Origin of the sequence: Rhodoferax ferrireducens (genome assembly GCF_031458075.1) — a bacterium.
Classification (GTDB): domain Bacteria; phylum Pseudomonadota; class Gammaproteobacteria; order Burkholderiales; family Burkholderiaceae_C; genus Rhodoferax_B; species Rhodoferax_B ferrireducens_A.
Genome location: NZ_JAVDXT010000002.1, coordinates 562,940 through 587,197, shown reverse-complemented (window position 1 = coordinate 587,197; position 24,258 = coordinate 562,940). Strand labels below are relative to the sequence as shown.

The 24,258-nt window shown below is 65.2% G+C and carries 21 protein-coding genes and 1 riboswitch; of the genes, 9 read left to right on the top strand and 12 right to left on the bottom strand.

The features are described from left to right. Positions 1–2 precede the first annotated feature (2 nt). From J2X19_RS11785 to J2X19_RS11775, 3 genes are all read left to right on the top strand, one after another. On the top strand, positions 3–1,418 hold the full coding sequence (locus J2X19_RS11785) for an FGGY-family carbohydrate kinase (RefSeq protein WP_310373281.1): 1,416 nt from the start codon (positions 3–5) through the stop codon (positions 1,416–1,418). A 127-nt stretch (positions 1,419–1,545) separates the two neighbouring features. Beyond that, the gene (locus tag J2X19_RS11780) at positions 1,546–7,017 is read left to right on the top strand and encodes a diguanylate cyclase (RefSeq protein ID WP_310373280.1); all 5,472 of its coding nucleotides are present in this window, start codon (positions 1,546–1,548) and stop codon (positions 7,015–7,017) included. Between the two features lie 130 nt (positions 7,018–7,147). Next, positions 7,148–7,301, top strand: a riboswitch (FMN riboswitch). An 85-nt stretch (positions 7,302–7,386) separates the two neighbouring features. Further along, complete coding sequence (locus tag J2X19_RS11775) at positions 7,387–7,857, top strand: 6,7-dimethyl-8-ribityllumazine synthase (protein ID WP_310373279.1); 471 nt, start codon at positions 7,387–7,389, stop codon at positions 7,855–7,857. 8 nt (positions 7,858–7,865) lie between these two features. On the opposite strand, the gene flhC is transcribed toward J2X19_RS11775, so the two are convergent. The 6 genes from flhC to J2X19_RS11745 all read right to left on the bottom strand — a co-directional run bounded on the left by flhC (position 7,866) and on the right by J2X19_RS11745 (position 11,316). Continuing rightward, positions 7,866–8,438 carry a flagellar transcriptional regulator FlhC gene (gene flhC / locus J2X19_RS11770; protein ID WP_116604244.1) on the bottom strand — a complete coding sequence of 191 codons (573 nt, stop codon included), beginning with the start codon at positions 8,436–8,438 and terminating at the stop codon, positions 7,866–7,868. Positions 8,439–8,453: 15 nt separating this feature from the next. Then, positions 8,454–8,780 carry a flagellar transcriptional regulator FlhD gene (gene flhD, locus J2X19_RS11765; RefSeq protein ID WP_092756075.1) on the bottom strand — a complete coding sequence of 109 codons (327 nt, stop codon included), beginning with the start codon at positions 8,778–8,780 and terminating at the stop codon, positions 8,454–8,456. 187 nt (positions 8,781–8,967) lie between these two features. After that, the gene (locus J2X19_RS11760; protein WP_310373278.1) at positions 8,968–10,002 is read right to left on the bottom strand and encodes an NAD(P)H-dependent glycerol-3-phosphate dehydrogenase; all 1,035 of its coding nucleotides are present in this window, start codon (positions 10,000–10,002) and stop codon (positions 8,968–8,970) included. Positions 10,003–10,028: 26 nt separating this feature from the next. Beyond that, positions 10,029–10,496, bottom strand: coding sequence for a protein-export chaperone SecB (secB, locus tag J2X19_RS11755; protein ID WP_310373277.1), 468 nt, complete (start codon positions 10,494–10,496; stop codon positions 10,029–10,031). A gap of 93 nt (positions 10,497–10,589) precedes the next feature. Next, entirely contained in the window at positions 10,590–10,850 is a 261-nt protein-coding gene (grxC, locus tag J2X19_RS11750; protein ID WP_092756081.1) for a glutaredoxin 3, read from the bottom strand. Between the two features lie 55 nt (positions 10,851–10,905). After that, positions 10,906–11,316, bottom strand: a complete 411-nt coding sequence (locus J2X19_RS11745) for a rhodanese-like domain-containing protein (RefSeq protein WP_092756083.1) — start codon at positions 11,314–11,316, stop codon at positions 10,906–10,908. Positions 11,317–11,440: 124 nt separating this feature from the next. Here J2X19_RS11745 and gpmA point away from each other — a divergent pair, with 124 nt between their 5' ends. From gpmA to J2X19_RS11715, 6 genes are all read left to right on the top strand, one after another. Next, positions 11,441–12,187, top strand: a complete 747-nt coding sequence (gpmA, locus tag J2X19_RS11740; RefSeq protein ID WP_116603656.1) for a 2,3-diphosphoglycerate-dependent phosphoglycerate mutase — start codon at positions 11,441–11,443, stop codon at positions 12,185–12,187. 149 nt (positions 12,188–12,336) lie between these two features. Beyond that, entirely contained in the window at positions 12,337–13,773 is a 1,437-nt protein-coding gene (locus J2X19_RS11735) for a S41 family peptidase (RefSeq protein WP_116603657.1), read from the top strand. An 80-nt stretch (positions 13,774–13,853) separates the two neighbouring features. After that, complete coding sequence (locus tag J2X19_RS11730) at positions 13,854–14,612, top strand: HesA/MoeB/ThiF family protein (protein WP_310373276.1); 759 nt, start codon at positions 13,854–13,856, stop codon at positions 14,610–14,612. A gap of 88 nt (positions 14,613–14,700) precedes the next feature. Then, on the top strand, positions 14,701–16,389 hold the full coding sequence (locus J2X19_RS11725) for a SulP family inorganic anion transporter (RefSeq protein WP_116603659.1): 1,689 nt from the start codon (positions 14,701–14,703) through the stop codon (positions 16,387–16,389). A 125-nt stretch (positions 16,390–16,514) separates the two neighbouring features. Next, positions 16,515–17,282 (top strand): GGDEF domain-containing protein, encoded by a 768-nt coding sequence (locus tag J2X19_RS11720; RefSeq protein WP_116603660.1) that lies wholly within the window; start codon positions 16,515–16,517, stop codon positions 17,280–17,282. A 6-nt stretch (positions 17,283–17,288) separates the two neighbouring features. Next, entirely contained in the window at positions 17,289–18,122 is an 834-nt protein-coding gene (locus J2X19_RS11715; protein WP_116603661.1) for a MinD/ParA family protein, read from the top strand. 9 nt (positions 18,123–18,131) lie between these two features. Here J2X19_RS11715 and J2X19_RS11710 read toward each other — a convergent pair whose 3' ends face one another. The 6 genes from J2X19_RS11710 to folE all read right to left on the bottom strand — a co-directional run bounded on the left by J2X19_RS11710 (position 18,132) and on the right by folE (position 23,980). Continuing rightward, positions 18,132–20,093 (bottom strand): sensor domain-containing diguanylate cyclase, encoded by a 1,962-nt coding sequence (locus J2X19_RS11710; RefSeq protein ID WP_310373275.1) that lies wholly within the window; start codon positions 20,091–20,093, stop codon positions 18,132–18,134. A gap of 9 nt (positions 20,094–20,102) precedes the next feature. Further along, positions 20,103–20,897, bottom strand: a complete 795-nt coding sequence (locus J2X19_RS11705; protein ID WP_310373274.1) for a substrate-binding periplasmic protein — start codon at positions 20,895–20,897, stop codon at positions 20,103–20,105. Between the two features lie 99 nt (positions 20,898–20,996). After that, on the bottom strand, positions 20,997–21,869 hold the full coding sequence (locus J2X19_RS11700) for a DUF429 domain-containing protein (protein ID WP_310373273.1): 873 nt from the start codon (positions 21,867–21,869) through the stop codon (positions 20,997–20,999). A 3-nt stretch (positions 21,870–21,872) separates the two neighbouring features. Continuing rightward, positions 21,873–22,754 (bottom strand): EamA family transporter, encoded by an 882-nt coding sequence (locus J2X19_RS11695; protein ID WP_116603665.1) that lies wholly within the window; start codon positions 22,752–22,754, stop codon positions 21,873–21,875. A 64-nt stretch (positions 22,755–22,818) separates the two neighbouring features. Then, a complete protein-coding gene (locus J2X19_RS11690) occupies positions 22,819–23,241 on the bottom strand; it encodes a BLUF domain-containing protein (RefSeq protein ID WP_092756104.1) in 423 nt (140 codons plus the stop codon). A gap of 4 nt (positions 23,242–23,245) precedes the next feature. Next, positions 23,246–23,980, bottom strand: coding sequence for a GTP cyclohydrolase I (folE, locus tag J2X19_RS11685; RefSeq protein WP_116603666.1), 735 nt, complete (start codon positions 23,978–23,980; stop codon positions 23,246–23,248). Positions 23,981–24,258: the final 278 nt, after the last annotated feature.

The window sequence follows — 24,258 nt, the reverse complement described above, 5'->3', positions numbered from 1 at the left end:
GCATGGCATTGGACCTGACCCTGGTCATCGACATCGGCAAAAGCCACGCCAAGCTGCTGCTGGTAGACGACAGCGGCGAGGTGCTGGAGCAGCACGGCCGCAAGAACGCGCCGGTCGCCGCGCCGCTAGGCTATAGCGCGCTGGACATCGGCGGGCTGACCGATTGGATTTGCAGCACGCTGGCAGCCTCCCGCCTGACCCGGCGCTGCGCGCGCGTTGTCCCCTGCACCCACGGCGCGGCCTTCGTCGCGCTGGATGATGAAGGCCTGGCCTGGCCGCCGCTGGACTATGAGTTCGACGGCTACGCCAGTCAGACCAGCGCGCTGCACCAGGCCTACCAGCGCCAGCGCGACGGCTTCAACGCCACCCTGTCGCCCGATCTGCCCATGGGCCTGAACGCCGCGCGCCAGCTGTACTGGCTGCAACACACCCACCCCGAAGCCTGGGCGCGCACGCGTACCCTGCTGCCTTATCCGCAGTACTGGGCCTGGTGGCTCAGCGGCGTGGCGGCCAGCGAGGTGTCATCCCTCGGCTGCCATACCCAGCTGTGGCTGCCGGACGCACACGGCTATTCGCAGCTGGCCCAAACCCAGGGCTGGGCCGCGCTGTTCGCCCCGCTGGCGCCCGCCTGGCAGGTGCTGGGCACGGTACGCCCGGAATTGGCAGAAGCGCTGGGTTTGCCAAAAAGCTGCGAAATCCACGTCGGCGTGCACGACAGCAATGCCTGCCTGGCGCGCTACCTGGCCAGCGAACAAGACCTGACTGTCGTGTCCTCCGGCACCTGGACCGTGCTGATGGCGCCCGACGCGCCCACCACCACACTGGATGCGGAACGCGACATGCTGTGCAACGTCAACGTGCGCAGCCAGGCCACGCCTACGGCGCGTTTCATGGGCGGCCGCGAGTTCGCGGCGCTGCTGGACGGCGCGCCGGCCGACCTGGGTACGCCCGCGGATGTGGCCGCACTGCTGCAAAGCCAGACCCTGGCCCTGCCCAGCTTCGCCCCCCAGGGCGGGCCGTTTATGCAACGCGTTGGTGAAGTGCTGCGCGCCGGCCAAGCCGTAGGTTTGCAAGATCTGCCCCCGGCCGCACGCTCGGCCCTGGCCGCGCTGTACTGCGCCCAAGTCACCGCCTGGCTGGTGGGCCAACTGCGGCCCGGCAACCCAGCATCCACGGTGGTCATAGAAGGTCCGTTGGCCCGCAACCCGCTGTACCTGGGCCTGCTGCAGGCGCTGTTGCCCGGACACCGCTGCTGCGCCAGCCTGGACGCGATGGAGGGCACAGCCCGCGGCGCCTGGATGCTGAGCCACTGGGCCCAGCCCTGGGCTGCCCAGCAACTGCAAGCCGTACCGGGCCTGCATCTGCCCGGTTTGCTGCCGTACCACGCCGACTGGTGTGCGCGTTTACACACATCTTGAAACACATTTTGCTATCAAATAAATAGCTTCTTGTGCAGGCAGAATATGCGCTAGAGGCGTATTTTCCTTGAAACTTGGCAGCCCCATTTAACAGGCTTGTCGGCGCAAACCTCTATCATGTCGGCCAATGACTGCGCCGCGCCTGCACATCCATTCCCTGCTCGATGCCACCACGGCGGGCGCCCAAGAAGACATGGGGCCGCCCCCCGCATTTGCCATACCCGGCGGCAGTTTTGGCGCCTACACGGTGCTGGAGCTGGTGTACCAGGGCCGGCGCTCGGTGGTGGTGCGCTGCCTGCACGCCGGTGTACCCATGGTGGTCAAGTTCCTGCGCCGGGCCCGCCTCGGCCCGGGCGACGTGGCCCGGTTTCGGCGCGAATACGAGCTGTCGCGCCGGGTCCGGCATGCGAACATCGTCAGCGCCGAAACCCTGGACAGCCACGGCGGCGTGCTGTTCCTGGCCATGCCCGACGACGGCGCCGCATCGGTGCGCGCCCTGCTGCGCAACGGGCCGCTGCCGCTGGCCGACGCGCTGCGCACCAGCATCGCGGTGGTCGATGCGCTAGAGGCCATCCACGCCCAGGGCATCCTGCACAAAGACATCGCGCCCGGCAACATCATCGCCCAGCTGGCTGGCGGCACGGTCAAGCTGATCGACTTCGGGATTGCCGCCGACATGTCGGTCGAACGGCCCCAGGCCACCAGCCTGCGCGAGCTCGAAGGCACGCTGGCCTATATGGCGCCCGAGCAAACCGGCCGCATGAACCACGACCTGGACTACCGGGCCGACTTCTACGCGCTGGGCGCCACCCTGTTCGAGATGCTGACCGGCCGCCCGCCGTTCGGCAACCCCAGCGATCCGGTGGAGGCGGTGCACGCCCACCTGGCCATCGCCCCGCCGCCGCTGCTGCCGCTGCGCCCCGACGCTCCGCCGGTGCTGGCCGCACTGCTGGCGCGCCTGCTGGCCAAAGAGCCCGAGGCCCGCTACCAGAACCACCATGTGCTGCGGCGCGACCTGCAGCAGATCCTGCAACAGCTGCAGCAGCCCGAGGCGCTGGCCGGCCTGGCACTGGCCCAGGGCGATCTGTCCGAACGCTTCCAGGTGTCCGGCCGGCTCTACGGCCGGGCCGACGACATCCGCCGCATGGTCGAGGTATTCGAGTCGGCCGCCCGCGGCACGGCGCGCACCATCACCATCGCCGGGGTCTCCGGCATCGGCAAGACCGCGCTGGTCCACGAGGTGCAGCGCAGCCTGCTCGGCCACCGCGGCCAGATGGTCAGCGGCAAGTTCAACCAGTTCGGCCAGCACACGCCCTGCGCGGCCTTTTTGCAAGCCCTGGAGCAGCGCGCGCGCCAGGTGCTGGCCTTGCCACCGGCCGAGCAGGCCGTCTGGCGCGAGGCTCTGCTGCAGCGGCTGGGCCCGAATGCGGCGATTGCCCAGGCCGCCCTGCCCGAGCTGGGCATGCTGCTCGGAGACGCGCTGCCGCCGGTAGCGGCGCTGGGTCCTACCGAGTCCGAGAACCGTTTTTTGCGCAGCATGCAGCTGTGCTTTGCGGCGCTGGCCAGTGCCAATACACCCCTGGTGGTATTCATCGACGACCTGCAATGGGCCGACCGCGTCTCACGCCGCCTGCTGCGCGAGCTAGCACTGGACGACGGCCTGCAGCACCTGCTGCTGATCGGCGCCTACCGCGCCGGCGAGGTGCCGCCCGAACACCCGCTGGCCCAGGACCTGGCCGCGCTGGCCGATACCGGCGGCCGCTGCCTGGCGCTCAGCGTGGGCGCGCTGCAGCCCGACGCCGTAGCCCAGCTGCTGGCCGACAGCTTGCAGCAACCGCTGGCCGAGGTACAAACTCTGGCCCAGCTGTGCGTTGAAAAAACCGGCGGCAATCCCTTCTTTCTCGGCCGCTTCCTGGAAGACCTGCACCGGCGCCAGCTGATTTGGCTGGACCGCAGCCAGCCGCGCTGGTGCTGGTCCGAAGAACGCATCCACAGCGAGCGGATTGCCGACAACGTGGTGGCGCTGATGCTGGAGCAGCTGCGCCGCCTGCCGGCCGATACCGGCACGGTGCTCACCACCGCAGCCTGCCTGGGCAGCCGGTTTGCGCTGTCCGCCCTGGGCGTGGCCTGCGAGCGCCCCGACGCCGCCGTGCTGCAGGCGCTGGGCCCGGCGCTCGAAGCCGGCTTGCTGGTGCCGCAAGACGCGCGCTACAAATGGATTGCCATGCTGGACGCGGTAGAGAGCCAGGGCCTGCGGGTTGAATTCGCGTTCGTGCACGACCGGGTGCAGGAAGCCGCCTACCTGCTGGCCACGCCCGCGCAGCGCCCAGCCCTGCATCTGCGCATAGGCCGGCTGCTGCGCGATGGCAGCGCGCGCGGCAACCCGGATTTCGCGGTGGTGAACCACCTGAACCAGGGCCAGGCCTTGATGCTGGACGCCGAAGAGCGCGTTCAGCTGGCCGGCTTCAATGCCCGGGCCAGCCGGCTGGCCAGCGACGCAGCTTCCTTCGATCTGGCCGCCGGCTATGCCACCCAGGCGATTGCCCTGTACGGCGAGGCCCACTGGCAGGTCCAGCCCGAGGCCGCGCTGGACCTGCATGTACACGCCGCGCGCATGGCCGCGCTCAAGGGCGACAGCGCAGCCATGGACGGCTTCATCGAGGCAGCCCTGCCGCATGTGGCCGAGCCCGCGGCCCGCGCCCGGCTGCTGGACGTGCGCATCGAATCCTTCTACGCATCCGGCCAGCTGGACGAAACCCTGGAGCTGGGCCTGGCCGTGCTGCGCCTGCTGGGCACGGCGCCGCCGGCCGCTGCCACGCCGGCCGAGGCCATGCAGCTGGTGGCCGCCACCCGCGACGAGATCGTAGCCCTGGGTTTTTCCGCCCTGGCCGCCCAGCCCGCCATGACCGACCCGCTGTGCCTGCAGCAGGTGAACGTCATCGCCAAGATGACGGCCGCCGCCTACATCGCCCGGCCCGCGCTGCTGCCGCTGCTGACCGTGCTGCAGGTGCGGTTGATGGTGACCCGCGGCCATGCGCCGGCAGCTCTGTCGGCCTATTCGGTGATGGGCCTGATGGTGGCCGAATTTCTGCGCGACTACCGCTTTGGCTACCAGCTTGGCCGCATGTCCATGGACCTGCTGGAGCGGCACAGCTGGCGCCATGTGCATGCGCATGCGGGCTTCTCGTTCAACGCCTTTTTGCGGCACTGGATTGAAGGCATCTCCAGCGGCCTGCCGGCGCTGATGCAGGTGCACCACGACGGGCTGGAAACCGGCAGCCTGCGCCATGCCGGACTCGGCCTGTATGTGCACGACTACCACGCCTTCCTGGCCAGCACGCCGCTGGCCGAGCTGGAGGCATCGCTGGAACACCATGCCGCCACGCTGCGCCGCATCCGCCAGCCGGTGGCCCACGACTACCTGGGCGCGCTGCGCGAAACCGTCCGGGCTTTGCGCCAACCCCGCTTTGCCGATGCGCCGCTGGAACATGCACAGTTCTCCGCCCAGCAGCTGGCCCAGACCTATACCGCCCGCGCCGACCAGACCGGCGCCATGTTCCTGCACGCCTGGCGCTGCATGCTGCACACCCTGGCCGGCCAGCCCGAGGCCGCGGTGGTGGCGGGCGACGCCGCGCAGCAATTGTTCCCCGCCGGCCGCGGCATGGTGATGGTGCCGTTCTGCGTATTCTTTACCGCCATGGCCGCGCTGGCCTGCAGCCGCCAGGACGGTACGGCGAGCGAGCGCTGCAACGCCGCCCTCGAGCGCCTGAACCTCTGGGCCCAGACCTGCGCCGATGTGCGGCCGCTGCGCCATCTGCTGCGCGCCCGCATGCTGCTGGCCGGCCTGCTGCTGCAAGACAACGGCCCGGCCGATGTGCTGGCCGAGCTGGACCACGCCCAAGTGGCGGCACAGCACACCGGCAACCTGCTGCTGCTTGGCCTGGTGCACTGGCAGCGCAGCCAGGCTCTGGCCTACAGCGCGCCCGGCTCGGCAGCCGCGGCCGCGGAACGGGCCGAAGCCCGCACCATCTTCCTGCGCTGGGGCGGCCGCGCCTTGGTGGACAGCATGGACAAAATCGACCGGGCGGCCGAACAGCCTGCCAGCCCGTCCACTCCCTTGCCACCCCTGGCCAGCGACACCCTGCTGGCGGTGCCCGACAGCTCGCTGGACCTGGCCAGCCTGATGAAGAACGTGCAGGCTGTCACCGGCGAGATCGCACTGGACATGCTGCTGGCCCGCCTGCTGCATGTGCTGCGCGAAAGCGCCGGCGCCAGCCGCGCGGCCATCGTGCTGCGCGACCACGGCCTGTGGGTGCTGCAGGCCGACAGCGGCGGCGCCAACGGCCCACGGGTGCTGGAATGCCTGCCGCTGGAAGAGGCCGGCAGCCGGCTACCGCTGGAAATCCTGCGCACCGTGCTCAGCACCGCGGCCCCGGTGCTGGTGCACGACGCCGCACTCGACCCGGCCTGGCGGCGCCTGCCCTACTTCGGCGAGCGCGCGGGCCGCTCGGTGCTGTGCATGCCGCTGGTGCGCCAAGGCCGGGTGGTGGGCGCGCTATACCTGGAGAACCTGGCGGTCAGCGGCGCGTTTTCGCCCGAGCGCATCTTGTTCCTGGAGTTGCTGTCGGGTAATGTGGTGAACGCCATCGACAACGCCCGCCTGGTGGCCGAGCTGCGCAGCCTGGCCGACACCCTGGAACAGCGCGTGGCCGACCGCACCCGCGAGCTGCGCGAGAGCGAGGCCCGGACCCTGGCGATTCTGCAGAACGCGCCGCTGCCGATGACGGTGACGCGCATCGCCGACAACGTCTTCGTCTACGCCAACGAGCGCGCTGCCGAGCTGGCCGGCATGTCGGCTGCCGCCCTGCTGGGGCGCGACCCGCGCAGCATGTACCGCACACCCGAAGACCGCGACCGCATGATGGAACAGTACCGCCGCGAAGGTGTGCTGCGCGACTACGAAATGTGCCTGGTGGTCGGCGATGGGCGGACCATCTGGGCGCTGATCTCCATGGTGCCCATCATTTACGATGGCCAGCCCTGCGCGCTGGCCACCGTCATCGACATCACCGAGCGCAAATCCATAGAGACTGCGCTACGCCAGTTGGCCAGCACCGACAGCCTGACCGGCATGGCCAGCCGCAGCCACTTCATGGAGCGTGCCGAGACCGAGCTGGCCCGGGCCCGGCGCCACGGGCGGCCGCTGGCCATGGTGATGCTGGACGTGGACCACTTCAAGCAGATCAACGACCGCTTTGGCCACGCCATGGGCGACGAAGTGCTGCGCATGCTGACCCGTACCTGCCGGCTGCTGGTGCGCCAGCAGGACGTGATGGGCCGGCTGGGCGGCGAAGAATTCAGCGTGCTGATGCCCGAAACCGATGGCGCAGAAGCGCTGGCACTGGCCGAACGCCTACGCACCGCGCTGGAAACCATGCCTATGGCCAGCGTGCGCGGCGAGGCGGTATCGGTAACGGCCAGCTTCGGCATCAGCAGCCTGCGGCCCGACGACTCGCTGGACAGCCTGCTGGCCCGGGCCGACGCCGGGCTCTACCTGTCCAAGCACGCCGGCCGCAACCGCGTCAGCTGCGCCGACTAGCCGCTCCTGTTTTGATAGCTGTTGGCGCAGGTGCTGGCTGCGCCCAAGCCTCGTTTTTCATATAAGCAGCTGCGAAAAAGGGATATCCGTCTGCACTTACACTAGCCGGGTGCGCACCCACAGGTGCGCCAAGCGTTCTCAGGGCGGGGTGCAATTCCCCACCGGCGGTAGTAACAGCAATGTTTAGCCCGCGAGCGCCTGCAGATGGCAAGCATCCGCAGGGTCAGCAGATTCCGGTGCGATTCCGGAGCCGACGGTGATAGTCCGGATGCAAGAGAACGCGTCCCTTGCAGCCCTTCGCCGTGCGCGGCGGTGGCTGCGCGGGTGCGCGTGCGTCCTGGGTTGGAAACTTTTTTGTTTTGACACCCTATGACTACGACTATCCAACTCTCCGCCCCCATCCGTATCGCCTTTGTGCAAGCCAGCTGGCATGCCGACATCGTCAACCAGGCCCGCGACGGCTTTTTGAGCGAGGTGGCGCGCCACGGCATTCCGCGCGATGCGATCCAGATCTTTGAATTGCCCGGGGCTTTTGAGATTCCGCTGCACGCCAAGAAACTGGCCCAGTCCGGCCAGTTCGACGCCATCGTGGCCAGCGCCCTGGTGGTGGACGGCGGCATCTACCGCCACGAGTTCGTCGCCAATGCGGTGATCCAGGGGCTGATGACGGTGCAGCTGGAAACCGGTGTGCCGGTGTTTTCTGCCGTGCTGACGCCGCACCACTTCCACAGCAGCGACGAGCACCAGCAGTTCTTCAGCCAGCACTTTGTGCACAAGGGCGCTGAAGTGGCCCAAGCCTGCTTGAAAACGGTCGCCAGCCTGCGCCAGCTACAGGCTTAATGAGCTGCTTAGTGCAGCATCAGGGTGCGTTCGCCCTTGCACTTGCCGGCACGTGCCGGTGGGCTGCACAGGCCGCACACGTATTGGCGGGGGTTCTCGTACAGCTCGGTGACGAACTTGCCGCCGCAACCGCTGCACTGGGTCATGTTGAGCATGTTGGCATCGACAAACTTGACCAGGCGCCAGGCGCGGGTGAAGGACAGCAGCGGGTCCACCTCGGCGGCCACGATCTGCTCGCTGTACAGGCGGTAGGCCTTGGTCAGGATGTCGATCGAGTCCATGTCCATGCTCTTGGACAGGTATTCGTAGATGTTCAGGAACAGCGAGGAATGGATGTTCTCTTGCCAGGACAAAAACCAGTCGGTGGAGAACGGCAGCTGGCCCTTACTGGGTGATTTGCCCGACACCTCTTTGTACAGGCGCAGCAGGCGCTCGTAGGACAGATCGGTTTCCGATTCCAGCACCTGCATGCGGGCGCCCATGCGGATCAGCGCAGCGGCGCGTTCGATCTGCTGGGAGTCTTGCAAGACGCTCTTGGGGGCCTTGGCAGGGGCTTTGTCAACGGCTGCGGTGGTGGGCATCATGGCGGCGGCTCCTTACAGGACTTCGGCCACGCGGCCAGCCATCAGGATGTTGGCGTGCAAGGTGTTGGTGGCGGGGTTGCCCACCTTCTTGATGTCATGGTTGGTCAGCAGGCTCCAGACCAGGCTGTCTTCGACGCGGAAGTGGCACAGCAGCATATTGCCGGAGGCCAGCTTGAGGATCTGCGCGGCCGACAGCGCACCCAGGATGTCGGCAGCTTCTTCGTTGATGCCCAGGCGGAACAGAGCTTCGGCCTTGTCTTGCCGGATCAGGCTTTGCGCCAGCATGAGGTACGTCAGATTGGCCTCGCGGATTTCGGCAATGATCTGTTCGCTGTTCATGGTGATGTCCTTTGGGTCTTACCCGGTTCGGGCTGCATCGCGCTTATCGCAATGTGCTTTTTCCCGATCCGTTGAAATGGATTGTGAATACCCACCAATCAAAAATTAAGTCGGGGGAGCACCATACAGAAGGTCAGTTTTTTACCGCCCCGTGTAAGACTTTGCCTTACACAACAGACACAAAACCTTACGTCAGCTCGGGCACCGGGCCCCGCCCCATCAGAGACGCAACCGCGTCAGCCGGGCGGATGCGTCCGTCCAGCAAAGCCACCACGCTGTGGGTGATGGGCATGTCGACGCCCAGGCTGTCGGCGCGCTGCGCCACCGTGCGGGCGCTGTACACGCCCTCGGCTACATGGCCCAAGGAAGACACGGCCTGCTGCAAAGTCTGGCCCTGGGCCAGCAACAGGCCAACCTGGCGGTTCCGGCTCAGGTCGCCGGTAGCCGTCAGCACCAGATCGCCCAGGCCCGACAAGCCCATGAAGGTCTCGGCCCGGGCGCCCAGGGCCAGGCCCAGGCGCGTCATCTCGGCCAGGCCGCGGGTCACCAGGGCCGCCCGGGCGTTCAGGCCCAGGTGCAGGCCGTCGCACAAGCCAGTGGCGATGGCCAGCACGTTCTTCACCGCGCCGCCGACCTCGACCCCGGCCACGTCGTCGCTCGCATAGACCCGCAGGGACGGGCTATGGAAAGCCGCCACCAGCGCGTCGCGCACCTCGGCGCGGGCACTGGCCGCCACCAGGGCGGTGGGCTGGCCGCGCGCCACTTCCTGGGCAAAGCTGGGGCCGCTGAGCACGCCGTAGCCGGCGGCTTCGTTTGCTATTAATTCAGTAGCTAGCTGCGCACGTATTTCGTGCGCCAGCAGCCCATAAGGCATGGAATCTGGAGGTTCGAAGCCCTTGCACAACCAGGCCACCGGCGCGGTGCAGGCGGCGGTGTCGCGCAGCATCTGGCGCAGGCCGGACATGGGGGTGCCGATGATCACCAGGTCCTGCCCGGCCACCAGCTCGCCCAGGTCTGCTGGCGCATCGGCGCGCAGCAGCAGTTCGGCGGGCAGGGGAATGTCCGGCAGGTAGCGCTGGTTGCAGCGCTGGGCCTGCATGGCCGCGGCCTGCTCGGCGCTGCGGGCCCAAAGCGTCACCGTATGGCGGGCCAGGGGGTTCTGGCAGGCGCTGATGGCCAGCGCAGTGCCCCAGGCGCCCGCGCCCAGTACAGCGATCTTCATGGCAGGCCCGGCGCGCGCATGCCGGCTTATTGCAGGGTGGCGGTAGGCGCTTCGGCAGCCGCTGCGGCCGCGTTGGCTTGCTGCTGCTCGTACATCGCCTGGAAGTTGATTTCGGCCAGGTGCACTTGCGGGAAGCCGGCGCGCTGGACGATGTCGGCCACGTTGCTGCGCAGGTAGGGGTAGACGATTTGCGGGCAGGCGATGCCGATGATCGGGCCCATCTGCTCTTCCGACATATTGCGGATTTCAAAAATGCCAGCTTGCTTGGCTTCGACCAGGAACACGGTTTTGTCGCCGATCTTGGTCTGCACGGTGGCCGTCACAGCCACTTCGAAAATGCCTTCGGCCACAGGGTTGGCTTCCACACCGAGCTGGATTTCCACGCTGGGCTGGGCCGGGTCGAGCAGGATGCTGGGGGAATTGGGTTGCTCCAGCGAAGCCTCTTTCAGGTAGACACGTTGGATTTGGAAGACGGGATCTTGTTGGTCGGACATGGAATTCTTTCAATTCGGATCAAAAACAAAGCCCGCCGAAACAGCTCGGCGGGCTAAAAAAGCAGACGGATTATTGCCGATCGGCAAGACCGTTCAGGCCGCGTTCAAAAGCGGCAGCAAGCCACCCCGGCCGTCCAGCGCCACCAGGTCGTCGCAGCCACCGACATGGGTGTCGCCGATGAAGATTTGCGGCACGGTGCGGCGGCCGGTCATCTCCATCATGGCCATGCGGGCCTCGGGCTGCTGGTCGACGCGGATCTCGTCGATCAGCTCGACGCCCTTGCTCTTGAGGATTTGCTTGGCCCGGATGCAATACGGGCAAACGGCGGTGGTGTACATCTTGACGGCTTGCATGGACAGCTACTTTCAGCGGATAAAACGGGGAATCAGATCTTCAGGTTAGGCTGGCTCAGGCTTTTTCAACCGGCAGATTGGCTTCTTTCCAGGCCTTCAGGCCGCCACCCAGCACTTCGGCTTTTTCGTAGCCCAGCTTCTTGGCGATGGCCAAGGCGCGTTTCGCCCGCGCACCGCTGGCGCAGACCAGGATCAAAGGCAGGGATTTGTTCTTCACGGTGGCTGCAAGCTTGTCTTCCAGCTGGCCCAAAGGAACATTCTTGGCGCCGCCCACGTGGCCGGCGGCAAATTCCTCGACCTCGCTCACGTCCACCACCACGGCTTTCTCACGGTTGATGCGCTGCACCGCGCCGTTCGGGCTCAGGGCTCCGGCATTGGCGCCGCCCACCAGCAGGGGCCAGAGCAACATCCCGCCAGAGGACACCGCCACCGCTATCAACATCCAGTTGTCCAGTAAAAACTTCACTTTGCACCTTTATTTATGGGTTACCCGGGACTGTCCCGAAGCGGTAGATTTTAGAATGGCAAGTTGCCAGCCTGTTGGAGGCTGCATTTTTGGCCTCTATTTATCCACTCTGCCCCTCTGCGCCATGTACAAACTCGTTCTGATCCGCCACGGCGAATCCACCTGGAATCTTGAAAACCGCTTCACCGGCTGGACCGACGTGCCCTTGACCGACACCGGTATCGAACAGGCCAAGCAATCCGGCCGCCTGCTGAAGGCCGATGGCTACGAGTTCGACGTGGCCTACACCAGCGTGCTCAAGCGCGCCACCCACACCCTGTGGCACTGCCTGGACCAGATGGACCGCACCTGGCTGCCCGTGGTGCACAGCTGGCGCCTGAACGAACGCCATTACGGCGCGCTGCAAGGTCTGAACAAGGCCGAAACCGCCAAGCAGTACGGTGACGACCAGGTGCTGGTCTGGCGCCGCAGCTACGACACGCCGCCGCCCGCGCTGGAAGCCACCGACCCGCGCAGCGAGCGCGGCGACATCCGCTACGCCAAGCAGTCGCCCGAGCAGATTCCGCTGACCGAATGCCTGAAAGACACCGTCGCCCGGGTGCTGCCGTTCTGGAACGAAGCCATGGCACCGGCCATCAAGGCCGGCAAGCGCGTGGTGCTGGCAGCCCATGGCAACTCGATCCGCGCGCTGGTCAAGTACCTGGACAATATCTCCGACGACGACATCGTGGGCCTGAACATCCCCAACGGTATCCCGCTGGTATATGAGCTGGACGCCGACCTGCAACCGATCCGCCACTACTACCTGGGCGACGCCGAAGCCGCTGCCAAGGCAGCTGCAGCCGTGGCTGCCCAGGGCCAAAAGAAATAAGCTTCAAAAAGGTTTACACGGAACGTATCCACCCGAATGGATATCAACGTGTATATTGATAAGAACACCTGCCATTCCCAAGCCCAGGCGCGTAAATTCCGGGATTTGGGAATGGCAGGTGTGCTGTGACAGTGACTTGAAAGATGCTTATGGGCCAGAAACTCAAAATTACCGGTTGGATTGCCGCCGGTGCCATTGCCGGGGCCTTGACAACGGTTTCCCTGCAAACCGTCGCACGCGGTGCGATGGCGCCCTTGCCGCTGGAGGAACTGCAGCAGCTTGCGGCCGTGTTTGGCATGGTCAAGACCGACTATGTCGAACCGGTGGACGAGAAAAAGCTCATCAGCGACGCGATTGCCGGCATGGTGGCCAGCCTGGACCCGCATTCCCAGTACTTTGACAAGAAGTCCTTCAAGGAATTCCGCGAAGGCACGACCGGCCGGTTTGTCGGCGTAGGCATAGAAATCACCCAGGAAGACGGCTTGGTCAAGGTGGTTTCGCCCATCGAAGGCTCGCCCGCCTTCCGCGCCGGCCTCAAACCCAACGACCTGATCACCAAGATCGACGATACCGCGGTCAAAGGCCTGGCACTGAACGACGCCGTGAAGAAAATGCGCGGCGAACCGAATACCAAGGTCAACCTGACCATCTTCCGCAAGGACGAGAACCGCAGCTTCCCGGTCACCATCACCCGCGAAGAAATCCGTACCCAGTCGGTGCGCGGCAAGGTGGTCGAGCCCGGCTATGCCTGGGTCCGCCTGAGCCAGTTCCAGGACCGCACGGTGGAAGACTTCGCCCGCAAGATCGAAGACATCTACAAGCAAGAGCCCAAGCTGAAAGGCCTGGTACTCGACCTGCGCAACGACCCGGGTGGCCTGCTGGACGCAGCCGTCGCCGTCTCCGCCGCCTTCCTGCCGGAAAACGTGACCGTGGTGTCCACCAACGGCCAGCTGGCCGACAGCAAGTTCACCTACAAGGCCTCGCCCGAGTTCTACCAGCGCCGCGGCTCCGATCCGCTGGCCCAGTTGCCGGCGGCTTTGAAGAAGGTGCCACTGGTGGTGCTGGTGAACGAAGGCTCGGCCTCGGCCAGCGAAATCGTGGCCGGCGCACTGCAGGATTACAAGCGCGGCACCATCATGGGTAGCCAGACCTTTGGCAAGGGCTCGGTGCAAACCGTGCGCCCGCTCGGCCCGGATACCGGCCTGAAGCTGACCACCGCACGCTACTACACGCCCAGCGGCAAATCGATCCAGGCCAAGGGCATCGTGCCCGACGTGATGGTCGACGATACCGAAGACGGCAGCCCGTTTGCGGCCCTGCGCATGCGCGAAGCCGACCTGGAAAAGCACCTGAACAGCGGCCAGGGTGAAGAGAAGAAAGACGAGGCGCGCGAGAAAGCCCGCGAAGAAGCGCGTAAAAAGCTCGAAGCAGAAGCCCTGAAGCCCGCGCCCGAACGCAAGCCAAACCCCGAATTCGGCAGCGACAAGGACTTCCAGCTGCTGCAGGCCATTAAACAGCTCAAAGGCCAGCCAGTTCTGGTCAGCAAGACCATGACCGAGCGCAAGGAAGAGAAGAAAGAGAACTAGGCTGGTACGCCGACCGGCGACACCCGCACCCCAAAGCCCCGCTCTGCGGGGCTTTTCACATGGCCCATCACAATCACACGATGAACGACGACCAATTGCTGCGCTACTCCCGCCACATCCTGCTGGACGATATCGGCATCGAAGGCCAGGAGCGGCTGCTGGCGGGGCATGCGCTGGTCATCGGCGCCGGCGGCCTGGGCTCCCCCGTCGCCCTGTACCTGGCGACCGCGGGCGTGGGCCAGATCACCCTGGTGGACCACGACACGGTCGACCTGACCAATCTGCAGCGGCAAATCGCCCACAGCATGGAGCGGGTCGGCCAGCCCAAGGTGGACTCGGCACGCAGCGCCATGGCGGCCATCAACCCCGAGGTGCAAGTCCAGGCCCTCAACGCCCGGGCCGACGCCACCCTGCTCCACCGCCTGGTCGCCCAGGCCGATGTGGTGCTGGACTGCTGCGACAACTTCGCCACCCGGCATGCGATCAACGCCGCCTGCGTGCAGCACCGCAAGCCGCTGGTGTCGGGCGCGGCCATCCGCATGGACGGGCAGATCAGCGTGTTCGACCCGCGCACGGCCGATTCGCCCTGCTACGCCTGCGTGTTTCCACCGGATGCCGATTTTGAAGAAACCCGCTGCGCCGTCATGGGCGTGCTGGCGCCGCTGGTCGGCATCATCGGCGCCATGCAGGCCGCCGAGGCCATCAAGCTGCTGAGCGGCGCCGGCACTTCGCTGGCCGGGCGGCTGCAGATGCTGGATGCGCGCAGCATGGCTTGGAACGAGATCCGGATTCCGCGCGACCCGGGCTGCAGCGTCTGCGGTACATTCCATGGGGCCTAGCCATCTACTCCTATTTTCATAGCTACCCACGCAATCCATACCTGCGCCAGATGCCTAAAACTCTTGTAACTTCTGCATTCTGCGCGCCATGAACCGCAGAGCCCGACTGCAACGCTGGTTCCCATTTCTCGCCTGGCCGCGGCCAGACCGCAGCACCCTGGTAGGCGAGCTCTGGGCCGGACTGACGGTCGGCATGATGGTGATTCCCCAAGGCGTGGCCTATGCAGCCCTGGCCGGCATGCCGCTGGTGACCGGCATTTACGCCTCCATGCTGCCCGCGCTGGTGGCAGTGCTGTGGAGCTCATCCACCCGGCTGTCGGTCGGCCCCACGGCACTCAGCGCATTGCTGGTCGGCAGTGCGCTGCTGGGCATGGCCGAGCCGGGCAGCGCACAGTGGGTGACCCTAGCGGTCTGGCTGGCCTTGCTGTCGGGCCTGCTGCAGATCGTGCTGGGGCTGGGCCGCTTCGGCTGGCTGATGAACCTGGTCAGCGCCCCCGTGCTCACCGGCTTCACCCAGGCGGCGGCGATTCTGATCCTGCTGTCCCAGTTGCCGGCCTTGATCGGCCTGGATGGTTCTCTCGGCAGCTTGCTGCAGCAGCCGCATATCAACGCGCAGGCCATGGCCTTCGGCCTGGGTGCGCTGCTGGTGCTGGCGCTGGGCAAGCGCTGGTTCCCGCGCTTCCCGGTGCTGATGGCCCTGGTGGTGGCCTGTGCGCTGCTCAGCGAGGTGCTGGGTTTTGCCCGGGCCGGTGGCGCCGTCGTCGGTACCCTGCCCGCCGGCCTGCCGGCAGTGCAGCTGCCGGCGGCGCTGTCCTGGTCGCAGTTTGGCGACCTGGCCCTGCCGGCCATGGTGCTGACGCTGATCAGCTTTCTGGAAACCGCTTCCAGCGCCAAGGTGGACAACCAGCGCGGCGGCACCCGCTGGAACGAAAACCAGGACCTGATCGGCCAGGGGTTGGCCAAGATCGCATCCGGCCTGTGCGGCGCCTTCCCGACCAGTTCGTCGTTTTCGCGCTCGGCTATCAATCTGTACGCCGGGGCCAAAACCGGCTGGGCGACCATCTTCTCGGTGCTACTGGTGCTGCTGGTCTTGCTGTGGCTGACGCCGGCGCTGTACCACTTGCCGCAGGCCGTGCTGGCAGCGGTGGTGGTGGCCGCGGTATCCAGCCTGGTGCAACCCGCCGAGCTGCGCCGCATCTGGCGCGCAGCCCCGGTGGAGGCCATCACCTGCGCCACTACTTTTGTGCTGACGCTGGCGACCGCACCGCGGCTGTACTGGGGCGTACTCGCCGGTTTGTTGATGGGCTTGTCGCACTTTCTGTACCACCGGCTGCACCCGCGCATCATCGAGATCGGCCTGCACCCCGACGGCAGCCTGCGGGACCGGCACCTGTGGAACCTGCCGCTGCTGGCACCCGACCTGTACGCTTTGCGCATGGACGCCGAGCTCGACTTTGCCTCGGCCAGCAGCCTGGAGCGGGCCATCATGGAACACCTGGCCCTGCATCCCGAGGTGCGCCAGATCTGCCTGTTTGCCCAGCCGATCAACCGGATCGACGCCACCGGCGTAGAGACCTTCGGCAAGCTGCGCCATATGCTGGCGCAGCGCGGCACCACCCTGCACCTCAGCGGCATGAAGCTGCCAGTGGAAAGCGTACTGCGCCGGGCCGGCGAACTGCCGGCTGCCACCGCGCCCCAAGGTTTGCTGCGCCTGCACCGTACCGACCATGAGGCCTTGCTGGCATTGCAGCCGACCCACGAGGACTTCACGATTTGACGCCGCCTGGCCGCTTCGTTGTTAACGAACCCAACACCCACCCAACCCAGCGCAGAAACAGTGTATGCAGTGTTCTTGCCCACAGAGTTACTGTTAAACTTTCAGCCACATTCCCTGGTAACTTTGTGTCCTCACCGGCAACCTCCACCACCATCCATTTGAGCGACTTGCGCCTGGATTCCGCTTGCGCGTTGCTTCAAAAGGGCGATACCTTGGCGGATGCAGCCGACCCGCTGGCGTATCTGCAGGAGATGATCGATGGACTGTGCGAGCTGTCCCTCAAAGACCCGCTGACCGGCTTATCCAACCGCCGCCACTTCAATACCGTGCTCGAAGCCGAGGTGGACCGCGTGGCCCGCTCAGGCGAAGCAGCCTTGCTGCTGCTGATCGACATCGACCACTTCAAAAGCGTCAACGACACCCACGGCCACTCGGCCGGCGATGAAGTGCTGCGGGTGGTTGCCAGAACCCTGCAAGGCTGCGTGCGGCCCATGGACACGCTGGCGCGCTATGGCGGCGAAGAATTTGTGGTGGTGCTGCCAGCCTGCCAACCGGCTTTTGGCGAAGCAGTGGCCGAGCGGATTCGCCGTACCATAGAGAACACACCCATCAGCATCTCGCCCAGCGTGGACCTGCACGTCACCATCAGTATCGGTGGTGCTTTTGCCCTGCAATGGATACGCTCTACCACCGAGCTGTGGACCGACCGTGCGGACCAGCAGCTGTACCAGGCGAAAACCACCGGGCGGAATCGCCTTTGTCTCGAGGTCCAACCCGAAAGCAATGTCAGCGCCGAAGAGAAAAATTTGTTGTTTGGTCACTTGTCTGCCACAGAGCCGGCCTGGATTGATATGACGTCCGGTACTGTCGCTGACAGTGCTGCACAAAGGTAAGCCGTGATGAGCAACATTCTGAATTCCCCTATCGCCAGCTCCGTGCTCGGTGCAAAAGTATTGGCCGTGACCAGCGGCAAGGGCGGCGTGGGTAAGACCTTTGTCTCGGCCAATCTGGCCGCGGCGCTGGCCAAGCGCGGACGCCGGGTGCTGGTGCTGGACGCCGACCTGGGCCTGGCCAATCTGGACGTGGTGCTGAACCTGCACCCGAAGATCACGCTGCACGATGTATTTACCGGCAAAGCCACCCTGGATGAAGCCATTGTGAAAGCCCCCGGCGGCTTCTCGGTACTGTTGGCAGGCTCGGGCATGGTCGAGTATTCCCGCCTGACTCCCGAGGTGCGCGACGAGTTCCTGCAGGTGATCCGCAGCCTGGTGCCGCGCTTCGACGTGCTGCTGCTCGACACCGGCGCAGGCATTTCCGACGTCGTGTTGTTTGCGGTCTCGCTGGCTTCCGAGGTGCTGGTGGTGGCCACCCCCGAACCCACCTCGTTGACGGACGCCTATGCGGCCATCAAGGTGCTGGCCACCCAGCAAAAGCGCCAGCATGTGCGGATGGTGATCAACCAGACGGCGCGCCCGGGCGATGGTCGGGCCATCACCACGCAACTGCAGCAGGTGCTGGACCGCTTTGTCACCAATGGCACCGGCCGCTCGATACGCTTGATCCATGTGGGTGACATTCCGGCCGACACCTCGGTGCGCGAAGCCGTAATGCGCCGCCAGTTGCTGATGGTCAACACCCCTGGCTGCCCCGCGGCCCTGGCAGTGTCCGAGCTGGCCCGCAAGCTCGACGAAACCGTGATCTCGCCCGCCGAATCCAGCGGCGCCAGAACCTAAGAATCCAGCCTAAGCGTCGGCCTCGACGGGGTCTTCGGCGCCGAACAGCGTTACCTGGTCGCGCCCGTGCTGCTTGGAGCGGTACATCGCGCTGTCGGCGTTCTTGGCCAGCTGGATTTCATCCAGGCCATGCTCGGGGTAGATGGCAACCCCGGTGCTCGACGAGATATAGGCCATCTGGCCCGGCGCCACCAGAAAACTCTGGTTGAGTGCGACGCGGATTTTTTCGGCCACGGACAGGGCATCGGCCGCATCCTGCACCGTGGGCAACAGCACCACAAATTCATCGCCACCGATGCGGGCCACGGTGTCCGAGGCCCGCACGCAGTCGTGCATGCGCTGGGCCACGGCCTTCAGCAAGACATCGCCGGCGGCATGGCCTAGCGTGTCGTTGACGGGCTTGAAATGGTCCAGGTCTACATACAGCAAGGCCAGGTGCCCCCGGTTACGGTTGGCCTGGGAAATCGCCTGTTTGAGCCGGTCGTCAAACAAGGCCCGGTTCGGCAAACCCGTCAGAGTGTCATGCTGGGCCATATGCGCCATGCGGTCTTCAATCGCTTTGCGGCCGGTGATGTCGCGTATCACCCCGACAAAGCAGGCTACGCCCTTGAAGGTGGCCGGCTGGGCCGACAAGATGCCGACGATGTTCTGGCCGGCCTTGCTGACCAGCGCCACCTCCAGGTTCTCACAAAACTGGTGCTCGGCCAGCTCGTTGCGGTAGCGCCGGCGGTCCTCGGGCGTCTTCCAGATGGGCAAGGCACCAATCGAGCGGCTGACGACATCGCTGCGCTCGTAGCCGGTCATGGCGGTAAAGCCCTTGTTGATGTCGATGATCAGGCCGTCGGCTTGCTGGGTGATCACCATGCCGTCGGGGCTGCTGTCGAAGATCAGCTCGAAGTGCTCCTTGGTTTCGCGCAGCTCGGCCGTCATGTGCGTCGCCACTACCATGGTGCGGGCCCGGTCGGTGATCAGCACCCAGGTCAGCAAGGCCAGCAATACGCTCAATACCACACCGTTGCGGGCAATGATCTGCGCGTTGTTGCGGATGCGTGGCCCGCCCTCGGTCACCTGCGGCACCACCGCCAGCGTCCAGGTCTGCCCGGCCACCTGGATGTATTCCAGCGTGCCAGCGGCCGGCTGCTCCCCGCCGTTCGGCGGCGGATTCGAGTCAAACATCAGCGAGCTGCCGCTGAGCTCAATCCCGTCAAAAATGCGCACCGCTACGGCGTTGCCCGCATGGTCGGGCAAACCGGCCATCCATACATCCATGCGGCATGGCGCGACCACCCAGCCCAGCAGATTGGCACGCCGGGCCTCCAAGGTGTCGGTAGGGGCATCGTGGTGGTAGATGGGCACAAACATCACGAAACTCGCCTGGGGACGGGCCCCCGTTTCCACCAACTGCGTCAGCTTGCCGGTGATGGCGGCACGGCCTGAATCGCGTGCCCGCTCCATGGCGGCACGGCGCGTGGGATCGGCCCAAAAGTCATATCCCAGGGTGCGCACATCAAACGCAATGGCAGGCTCCAGCTGCACCAGTGGCGCCATGAACTTACGCTCGCCGTCCGGCCTGATGTCATAGCCCCGGTAACCCAGGGCGTGCATATCCACCACATGGTTGGCGCGCTCTGCCCCGTCCATCAGAGGCGCCCACCCCAGCCCCTCCAGGCCCGCCACATCGGCCCCCAGCTGCAGGGCATCCACGTAACGGGTAAAAGCCTCGCGCCCCACGGGCTGCGCGGCGGCAAACAGGCCTTGCACACCCCGCAGCACCTGCTCCTGGGCCCGCATGCGCTGCTCGACCCGCTCGGCAAAGGCCTGCACATTGGCGTCGTCGCGGGACCGTTGGTCAATCACGGCGTTGCGCGATTCATAGTGCCACAGCCAATACGTGGTACCCAGGGACAGCAAAAACACCAGCGCGGCGCCGCACAGGTGCTTCAGCCATTTGTCCGGATATTTCAAAATCAAACCACCATCCTAGAAAACCACCATGTCTCGGGCCAACGCGGGCGGAAAGTACTTTTGAAAAATCCGCAGCACCGTGCCGTCATCGCGCAGCGACTGCACGACAGCACCCCATTTTTGCTGCTCGGCGGGTGTGATGGACTTCTTCGACATGATCAGACCGTGCGGCACGGGGGGGTCGTTGAATTCGAGGATGCGGGTGTTGTCCTTGATGCTGCTGGTCTGCACGTCGCCAATATCGAAGGGTTCGATCACCATGGCCTGGATGCGCCCCAGTGCCAGCACCTGGTACAGGGGCTCCAGGCCCGAGGCGTAACTGACCCGGCCAGCCTCCACCAAGCGGTCCACCATGCGGTTGGCGCTGCTGCCATAGCGGAAACTGCGGATCACCCCCAGTTTCAATGCCGGCTGGTTCTCGAAATCGGCCAGCTTTTGTACATTGGCGCTCTTGTGCACCAGCAAATAGTACTTGTTGGAAAAGTACCAGGCGAAGGCAGCGAACTTGTCCCGCTCCTCGGTGGTGATACCCGACAGGCTGAAGTCCAGCGCGCCCGATTCGATCAACTGCCAGATGCGCGCCCGCGGCAGCACGCTGACTTGCAGGGTGCAGCCACTGCGCTGGGCCAGTGCATCGGCAAAATCCTTGTCGATGCCCGCGTCGGAGTCGGCCGAATACAGCACGCCATGCACATGCAAAGCCAAAGTCAGGGGACGTGAGCAGTCTGGTCGATCGTCTGCAGCCCAGCCCAGCGTACTGAAAGCGGCCAAAACAATGGCGCAGCAAGCTTGGCGGAGCGAAGAATGCATCGTCGTATACAGAAGAGACAACATCAGCCTTGCGTGTAAAGAATCGTTAACAACTATACCGTGAGCCACCCACCTTGTGCGCGCCCAGATAGACCAGTTTCAGACGGAAATAATCCAGCCCTCCAGCGGATCCATGTCCTGCGGCAAGCCATAACGGGGCACACCGGCCGCATGCTGCTGCGCCGCCCAGCCCGCCTGCAACATGCACAGCACGGCATCCAAGACATCGCCGCTGGCGTCGGCCACCAAAGCCTGCCGTTGGGCCGCGTTCAATTGCAGCCGCAAACCCAAGCGCACAACGCCGTGCGGGCCCTGCCCGGCCTCCAAGGCCTGCACCAAATCATGGCGGGCCTGCGCGCGTTGCGGCGTCTGTTTGGCCTTGTCATCGCTTTTATAGCTGCGCCGCCCGGTACCCCGGACTCCTGCTTGCCAACCATCCAGCACTTCGCGTGCCAGCAGGCCTGGATAACCCTCCAAAGCCACCCGCTGGCTGTCGCCAAGGTGCAGGCCGGGGAAGTCCACTCCGGCGTCCAACAGCAGCGGCACACCGGCGTGCAGCATGTAGGCCACTGGGGGATTCACCCATTTCATAGACGGGCTGGAGCCCGCCAGATGGTCACAGGCGCGGTGGGCAAACTTCTGGCCCACCGGCCGGGCAGCGCAGAAAGCCGCGAACTGGTCGCGGATCTGGCGCCGGTCCAGCGCCGCCATATGGCGGATACAGGCACGCCAGTCTTGCGGCCAGCCCAGGGTTTCGACCAGGCTGCGTGGCAAACCGAACGGCAGATCAAAAGCCCCCACCCAGCTACGCGGCTGGGCCAGCACGGCGGCGAACGCCTGCAGGGAGTGCAGGCGTTGCAGCTCGTGTAAAACCACAATGCCATCGGCGACCACGCCCCAGGCCAGCACGATGTGTTTGCGCGGGCTGGGACTGCTGGAAAAATCGCAACCCAGAAGCTCTACCGCCGCCATACCTTAGCCCAAGGCCAGCGCCACCACGCCGACAGCAATGCACCCCGCCCCCAGCAGGCGGCTGCCGCGCTGGCCCTCGCCCAGCAAATGGCCGCCCAGCAGGGCCGCAAACAGCATCGACACCTCCCGCGCCGGCGCCACATGCGACAAAGGCGCGGTCTGCACCGCATACAGCACCAGCACATAGGACACCGGGCTCAGCACACCGACGATCAGCGCATAGCGCCATTGCCGCTTCCACAGCACCGCGGCCTCGGGCAGATTGCGCAGCACCGTCGGCCCCATCAGCCCCATGCGGACGACATTGCTCGCGTAGTCGAACATGATCGGCGAAATCAGCAGCACCTTGACCGAATAACCATCGGCCACCGTATAGCAGGCGATGCACGCACCCGTCAGGCCACCGTACACCAGGCCGGCGCGCAGGCGCGCGGCACTGGCGGGGTCGCGCGGCGCGCGGAACAGGCCGGGCCCACCGGCGATCAAAAACACCCCCAGCACCACGCCCAGCAGCCCCAGCGCGCCCCATAAAGACAGGCGCTCGCCCAGCAACAGCACCGCCACCAGTGACGACAGCAACGGGCCGAGGCCGCGCGCCAGCGGGTACACCACCGTCAGGTCGGCCTTGCGGTAACCGCGCAGCAGCACCACAAAGTACAGGGAATGCACGCAGGCACTGAGCCCCAGCATGGCCCATTGGGCCAGCCCCCAGCGCGGTACTTCGTCAATTCCCAGCCAAATGCCCACCGGCGCCCACACCAGCAGGGATACCAGGCCGCAGAACACCGCGAACCGTGCGTCCCCGCCGGCCTTCTTGGCCGCGATATTCCAGCTCGCATGGATCAGACCCGCAAGCAACACCAGGCACAGGGCAAAAGCAGACATGCAAAAAGTGAAAAACCCGCAAGTCGGCGACGGCTTGCGGGTTGGATGGAGAGATGCCGGTGCGTTAAACCCGGCCCACAATGGATGCGGTGGCCATCAGCTCTTCGAGCAGCGCCAGCGAGACCTTGCCGGATACCGAGTACGGGTCGAGCTCGGGCTTTTCGGCGTACTTCAGCAGGATCGACTGGTTCAGCTTCAGGATGTTCACCTGGCCCATGGTCCAGCCGCCAAAGCGGCGCTCGGAGATTTCTTCAAAATGCAGCAAGGCCACATCCTTGTGCCGTACATCGCGCTGGATATGGCCGTACAGCTCATTCACCGGCATGCGCCCGCCTTCGATGGCTTGCAAGAAAATGCCGCCGCCGTAGCAAAGAATGCCAGTGATGCCGCAGGTCGGGTTGTATTGGCGCGACTGCGCGAGGATGGCTTCGATGGCAGCGGGGCTGGTGTCCAGCGCGCGGCTGGCGTAGAGCAGGCGTACAAGCATGGCGTTAGCCCTTTCTGGGGATGAGGGACAAAAATTCGCGGCGCAGGTTCGGGTCTTTCAGGAAAGCCCCGCGCATCACCGAGTTGATCATCTTGCTGTCCATGTCCTTTACGCCGCGCCAGCCCATGCAGTAGTGGCTGGCTTCCATGACGATGGCCAGTCCGTCGGGCTGGGTTTTTTCCATGATCAGGTCGGCCAGCTGCACTACGGCTTCTTCCTGGATTTGCGGGCGGCCCATGATCCATTCGGCCAGGCGCGCGTATTTGGACAGACCTATGACGTTGGTGTGCTCGTTGGGCAAGACGCCAATCCAGATGTTGCCGATGACCGGGCACAGGTGGTGCGAGCAGGCGCTGCGCACGGTGATCGGGCCGACGATCATCAGCTCGTTCAGATGCTCGGCGTTGGGGAATTCGGTGATGGTCGGCGCCGTGACGTAGCGGCCCTTGAACACCTCTTTCAGGTACATCTTGGCCACGCGGCGTGCGGTATTTTCGGTGTTGTGGTCGCGCTCGGTGTCGATGACCATGCTGCTCAGCACGCCCTGCATCTTCACCGTGACTTCGTCCAGCAAGGCATCCAACTCACCTGGCTGGATGAATTCGGCAATGTTGTCATTGGCGAAAAAACGCTTGCGGGCTGCCTGCAGCCGCTCGCGGATCTTGACGGAGACGGGGGTGCCCTCTCCATCGCGGACATCGGCCGGCGCATCGGAATTCATAGCTTCAGGGGTTTTCATTAACATACAAGAATGGTAGCAGGGCAGGCAAGTTGGCTGCTGGCAGAGTCGGTAAATGCCCTTTTCGCAGCCCACCGCCGCCCTGTTCTCCTATGTCTGTCGCCCTAATAGCTCGCTCCCATATTCATAGCTGCTACAGCAGTAGTAACGGGCGCCGCAGTCTGTTTTCCTATAAATGGACAGGGAGAGCCGGCCGCGGCCCGCGGCTTAGAAGGTGTGCACCAGGCCGGCGGACAGCCCTGTGGCAGGGTGCTTCGCCATCGCAGTTTGGTCGCCGG

Excerpts from the sequence above, each read along its gene's own strand:
- J2X19_RS11785 (WP_310373281.1), top strand. The coding sequence starts at position 3 with ATGGCATTGGACCTGACCCTGGTCATCGACATCGGCAAAAGCCACGCC.
- J2X19_RS11780 (WP_310373280.1), top strand. The coding sequence starts at position 1,546 with ATGACTGCGCCGCGCCTGCACATCCATTCCCTGCTCGATGCCACCACG.
- J2X19_RS11775 (WP_310373279.1), top strand. The coding sequence starts at position 7,387 with ATGACTACGACTATCCAACTCTCCGCCCCCATCCGTATCGCCTTTGTG.
- flhC (WP_116604244.1), bottom strand. The coding sequence starts at position 8,438 with ATGCCCACCACCGCAGCCGTTGACAAAGCCCCTGCCAAGGCCCCCAAG.
- flhD (WP_092756075.1), bottom strand. The coding sequence starts at position 8,780 with ATGAACAGCGAACAGATCATTGCCGAAATCCGCGAGGCCAATCTGACG.
- J2X19_RS11760 (WP_310373278.1), bottom strand. The coding sequence starts at position 10,002 with ATGAAGATCGCTGTACTGGGCGCGGGCGCCTGGGGCACTGCGCTGGCC.
- secB (WP_310373277.1), bottom strand. The coding sequence starts at position 10,496 with ATGTCCGACCAACAAGATCCCGTCTTCCAAATCCAACGTGTCTACCTG.
- grxC (WP_092756081.1), bottom strand. The coding sequence starts at position 10,850 with ATGCAAGCCGTCAAGATGTACACCACCGCCGTTTGCCCGTATTGCATC.
- gpmA (WP_116603656.1), top strand. The coding sequence starts at position 11,441 with ATGTACAAACTCGTTCTGATCCGCCACGGCGAATCCACCTGGAATCTT.
- J2X19_RS11735 (WP_116603657.1), top strand. The coding sequence starts at position 12,337 with ATGGGCCAGAAACTCAAAATTACCGGTTGGATTGCCGCCGGTGCCATT.
- J2X19_RS11730 (WP_310373276.1), top strand. The coding sequence starts at position 13,854 with ATGAACGACGACCAATTGCTGCGCTACTCCCGCCACATCCTGCTGGAC.
- J2X19_RS11725 (WP_116603659.1), top strand. The coding sequence starts at position 14,701 with ATGAACCGCAGAGCCCGACTGCAACGCTGGTTCCCATTTCTCGCCTGG.
- J2X19_RS11715 (WP_116603661.1), top strand. The coding sequence starts at position 17,289 with ATGAGCAACATTCTGAATTCCCCTATCGCCAGCTCCGTGCTCGGTGCA.
- J2X19_RS11705 (WP_310373274.1), bottom strand. The coding sequence starts at position 20,897 with ATGCATTCTTCGCTCCGCCAAGCTTGCTGCGCCATTGTTTTGGCCGCT.
- J2X19_RS11700 (WP_310373273.1), bottom strand. The coding sequence starts at position 21,869 with ATGGCGGCGGTAGAGCTTCTGGGTTGCGATTTTTCCAGCAGTCCCAGC.
- J2X19_RS11695 (WP_116603665.1), bottom strand. The coding sequence starts at position 22,754 with ATGTCTGCTTTTGCCCTGTGCCTGGTGTTGCTTGCGGGTCTGATCCAT.
- J2X19_RS11690 (WP_092756104.1), bottom strand. The coding sequence starts at position 23,241 with ATGCTTGTACGCCTGCTCTACGCCAGCCGCGCGCTGGACACCAGCCCC.
- folE (WP_116603666.1), bottom strand. The coding sequence starts at position 23,980 with ATGAAAACCCCTGAAGCTATGAATTCCGATGCGCCGGCCGATGTCCGC.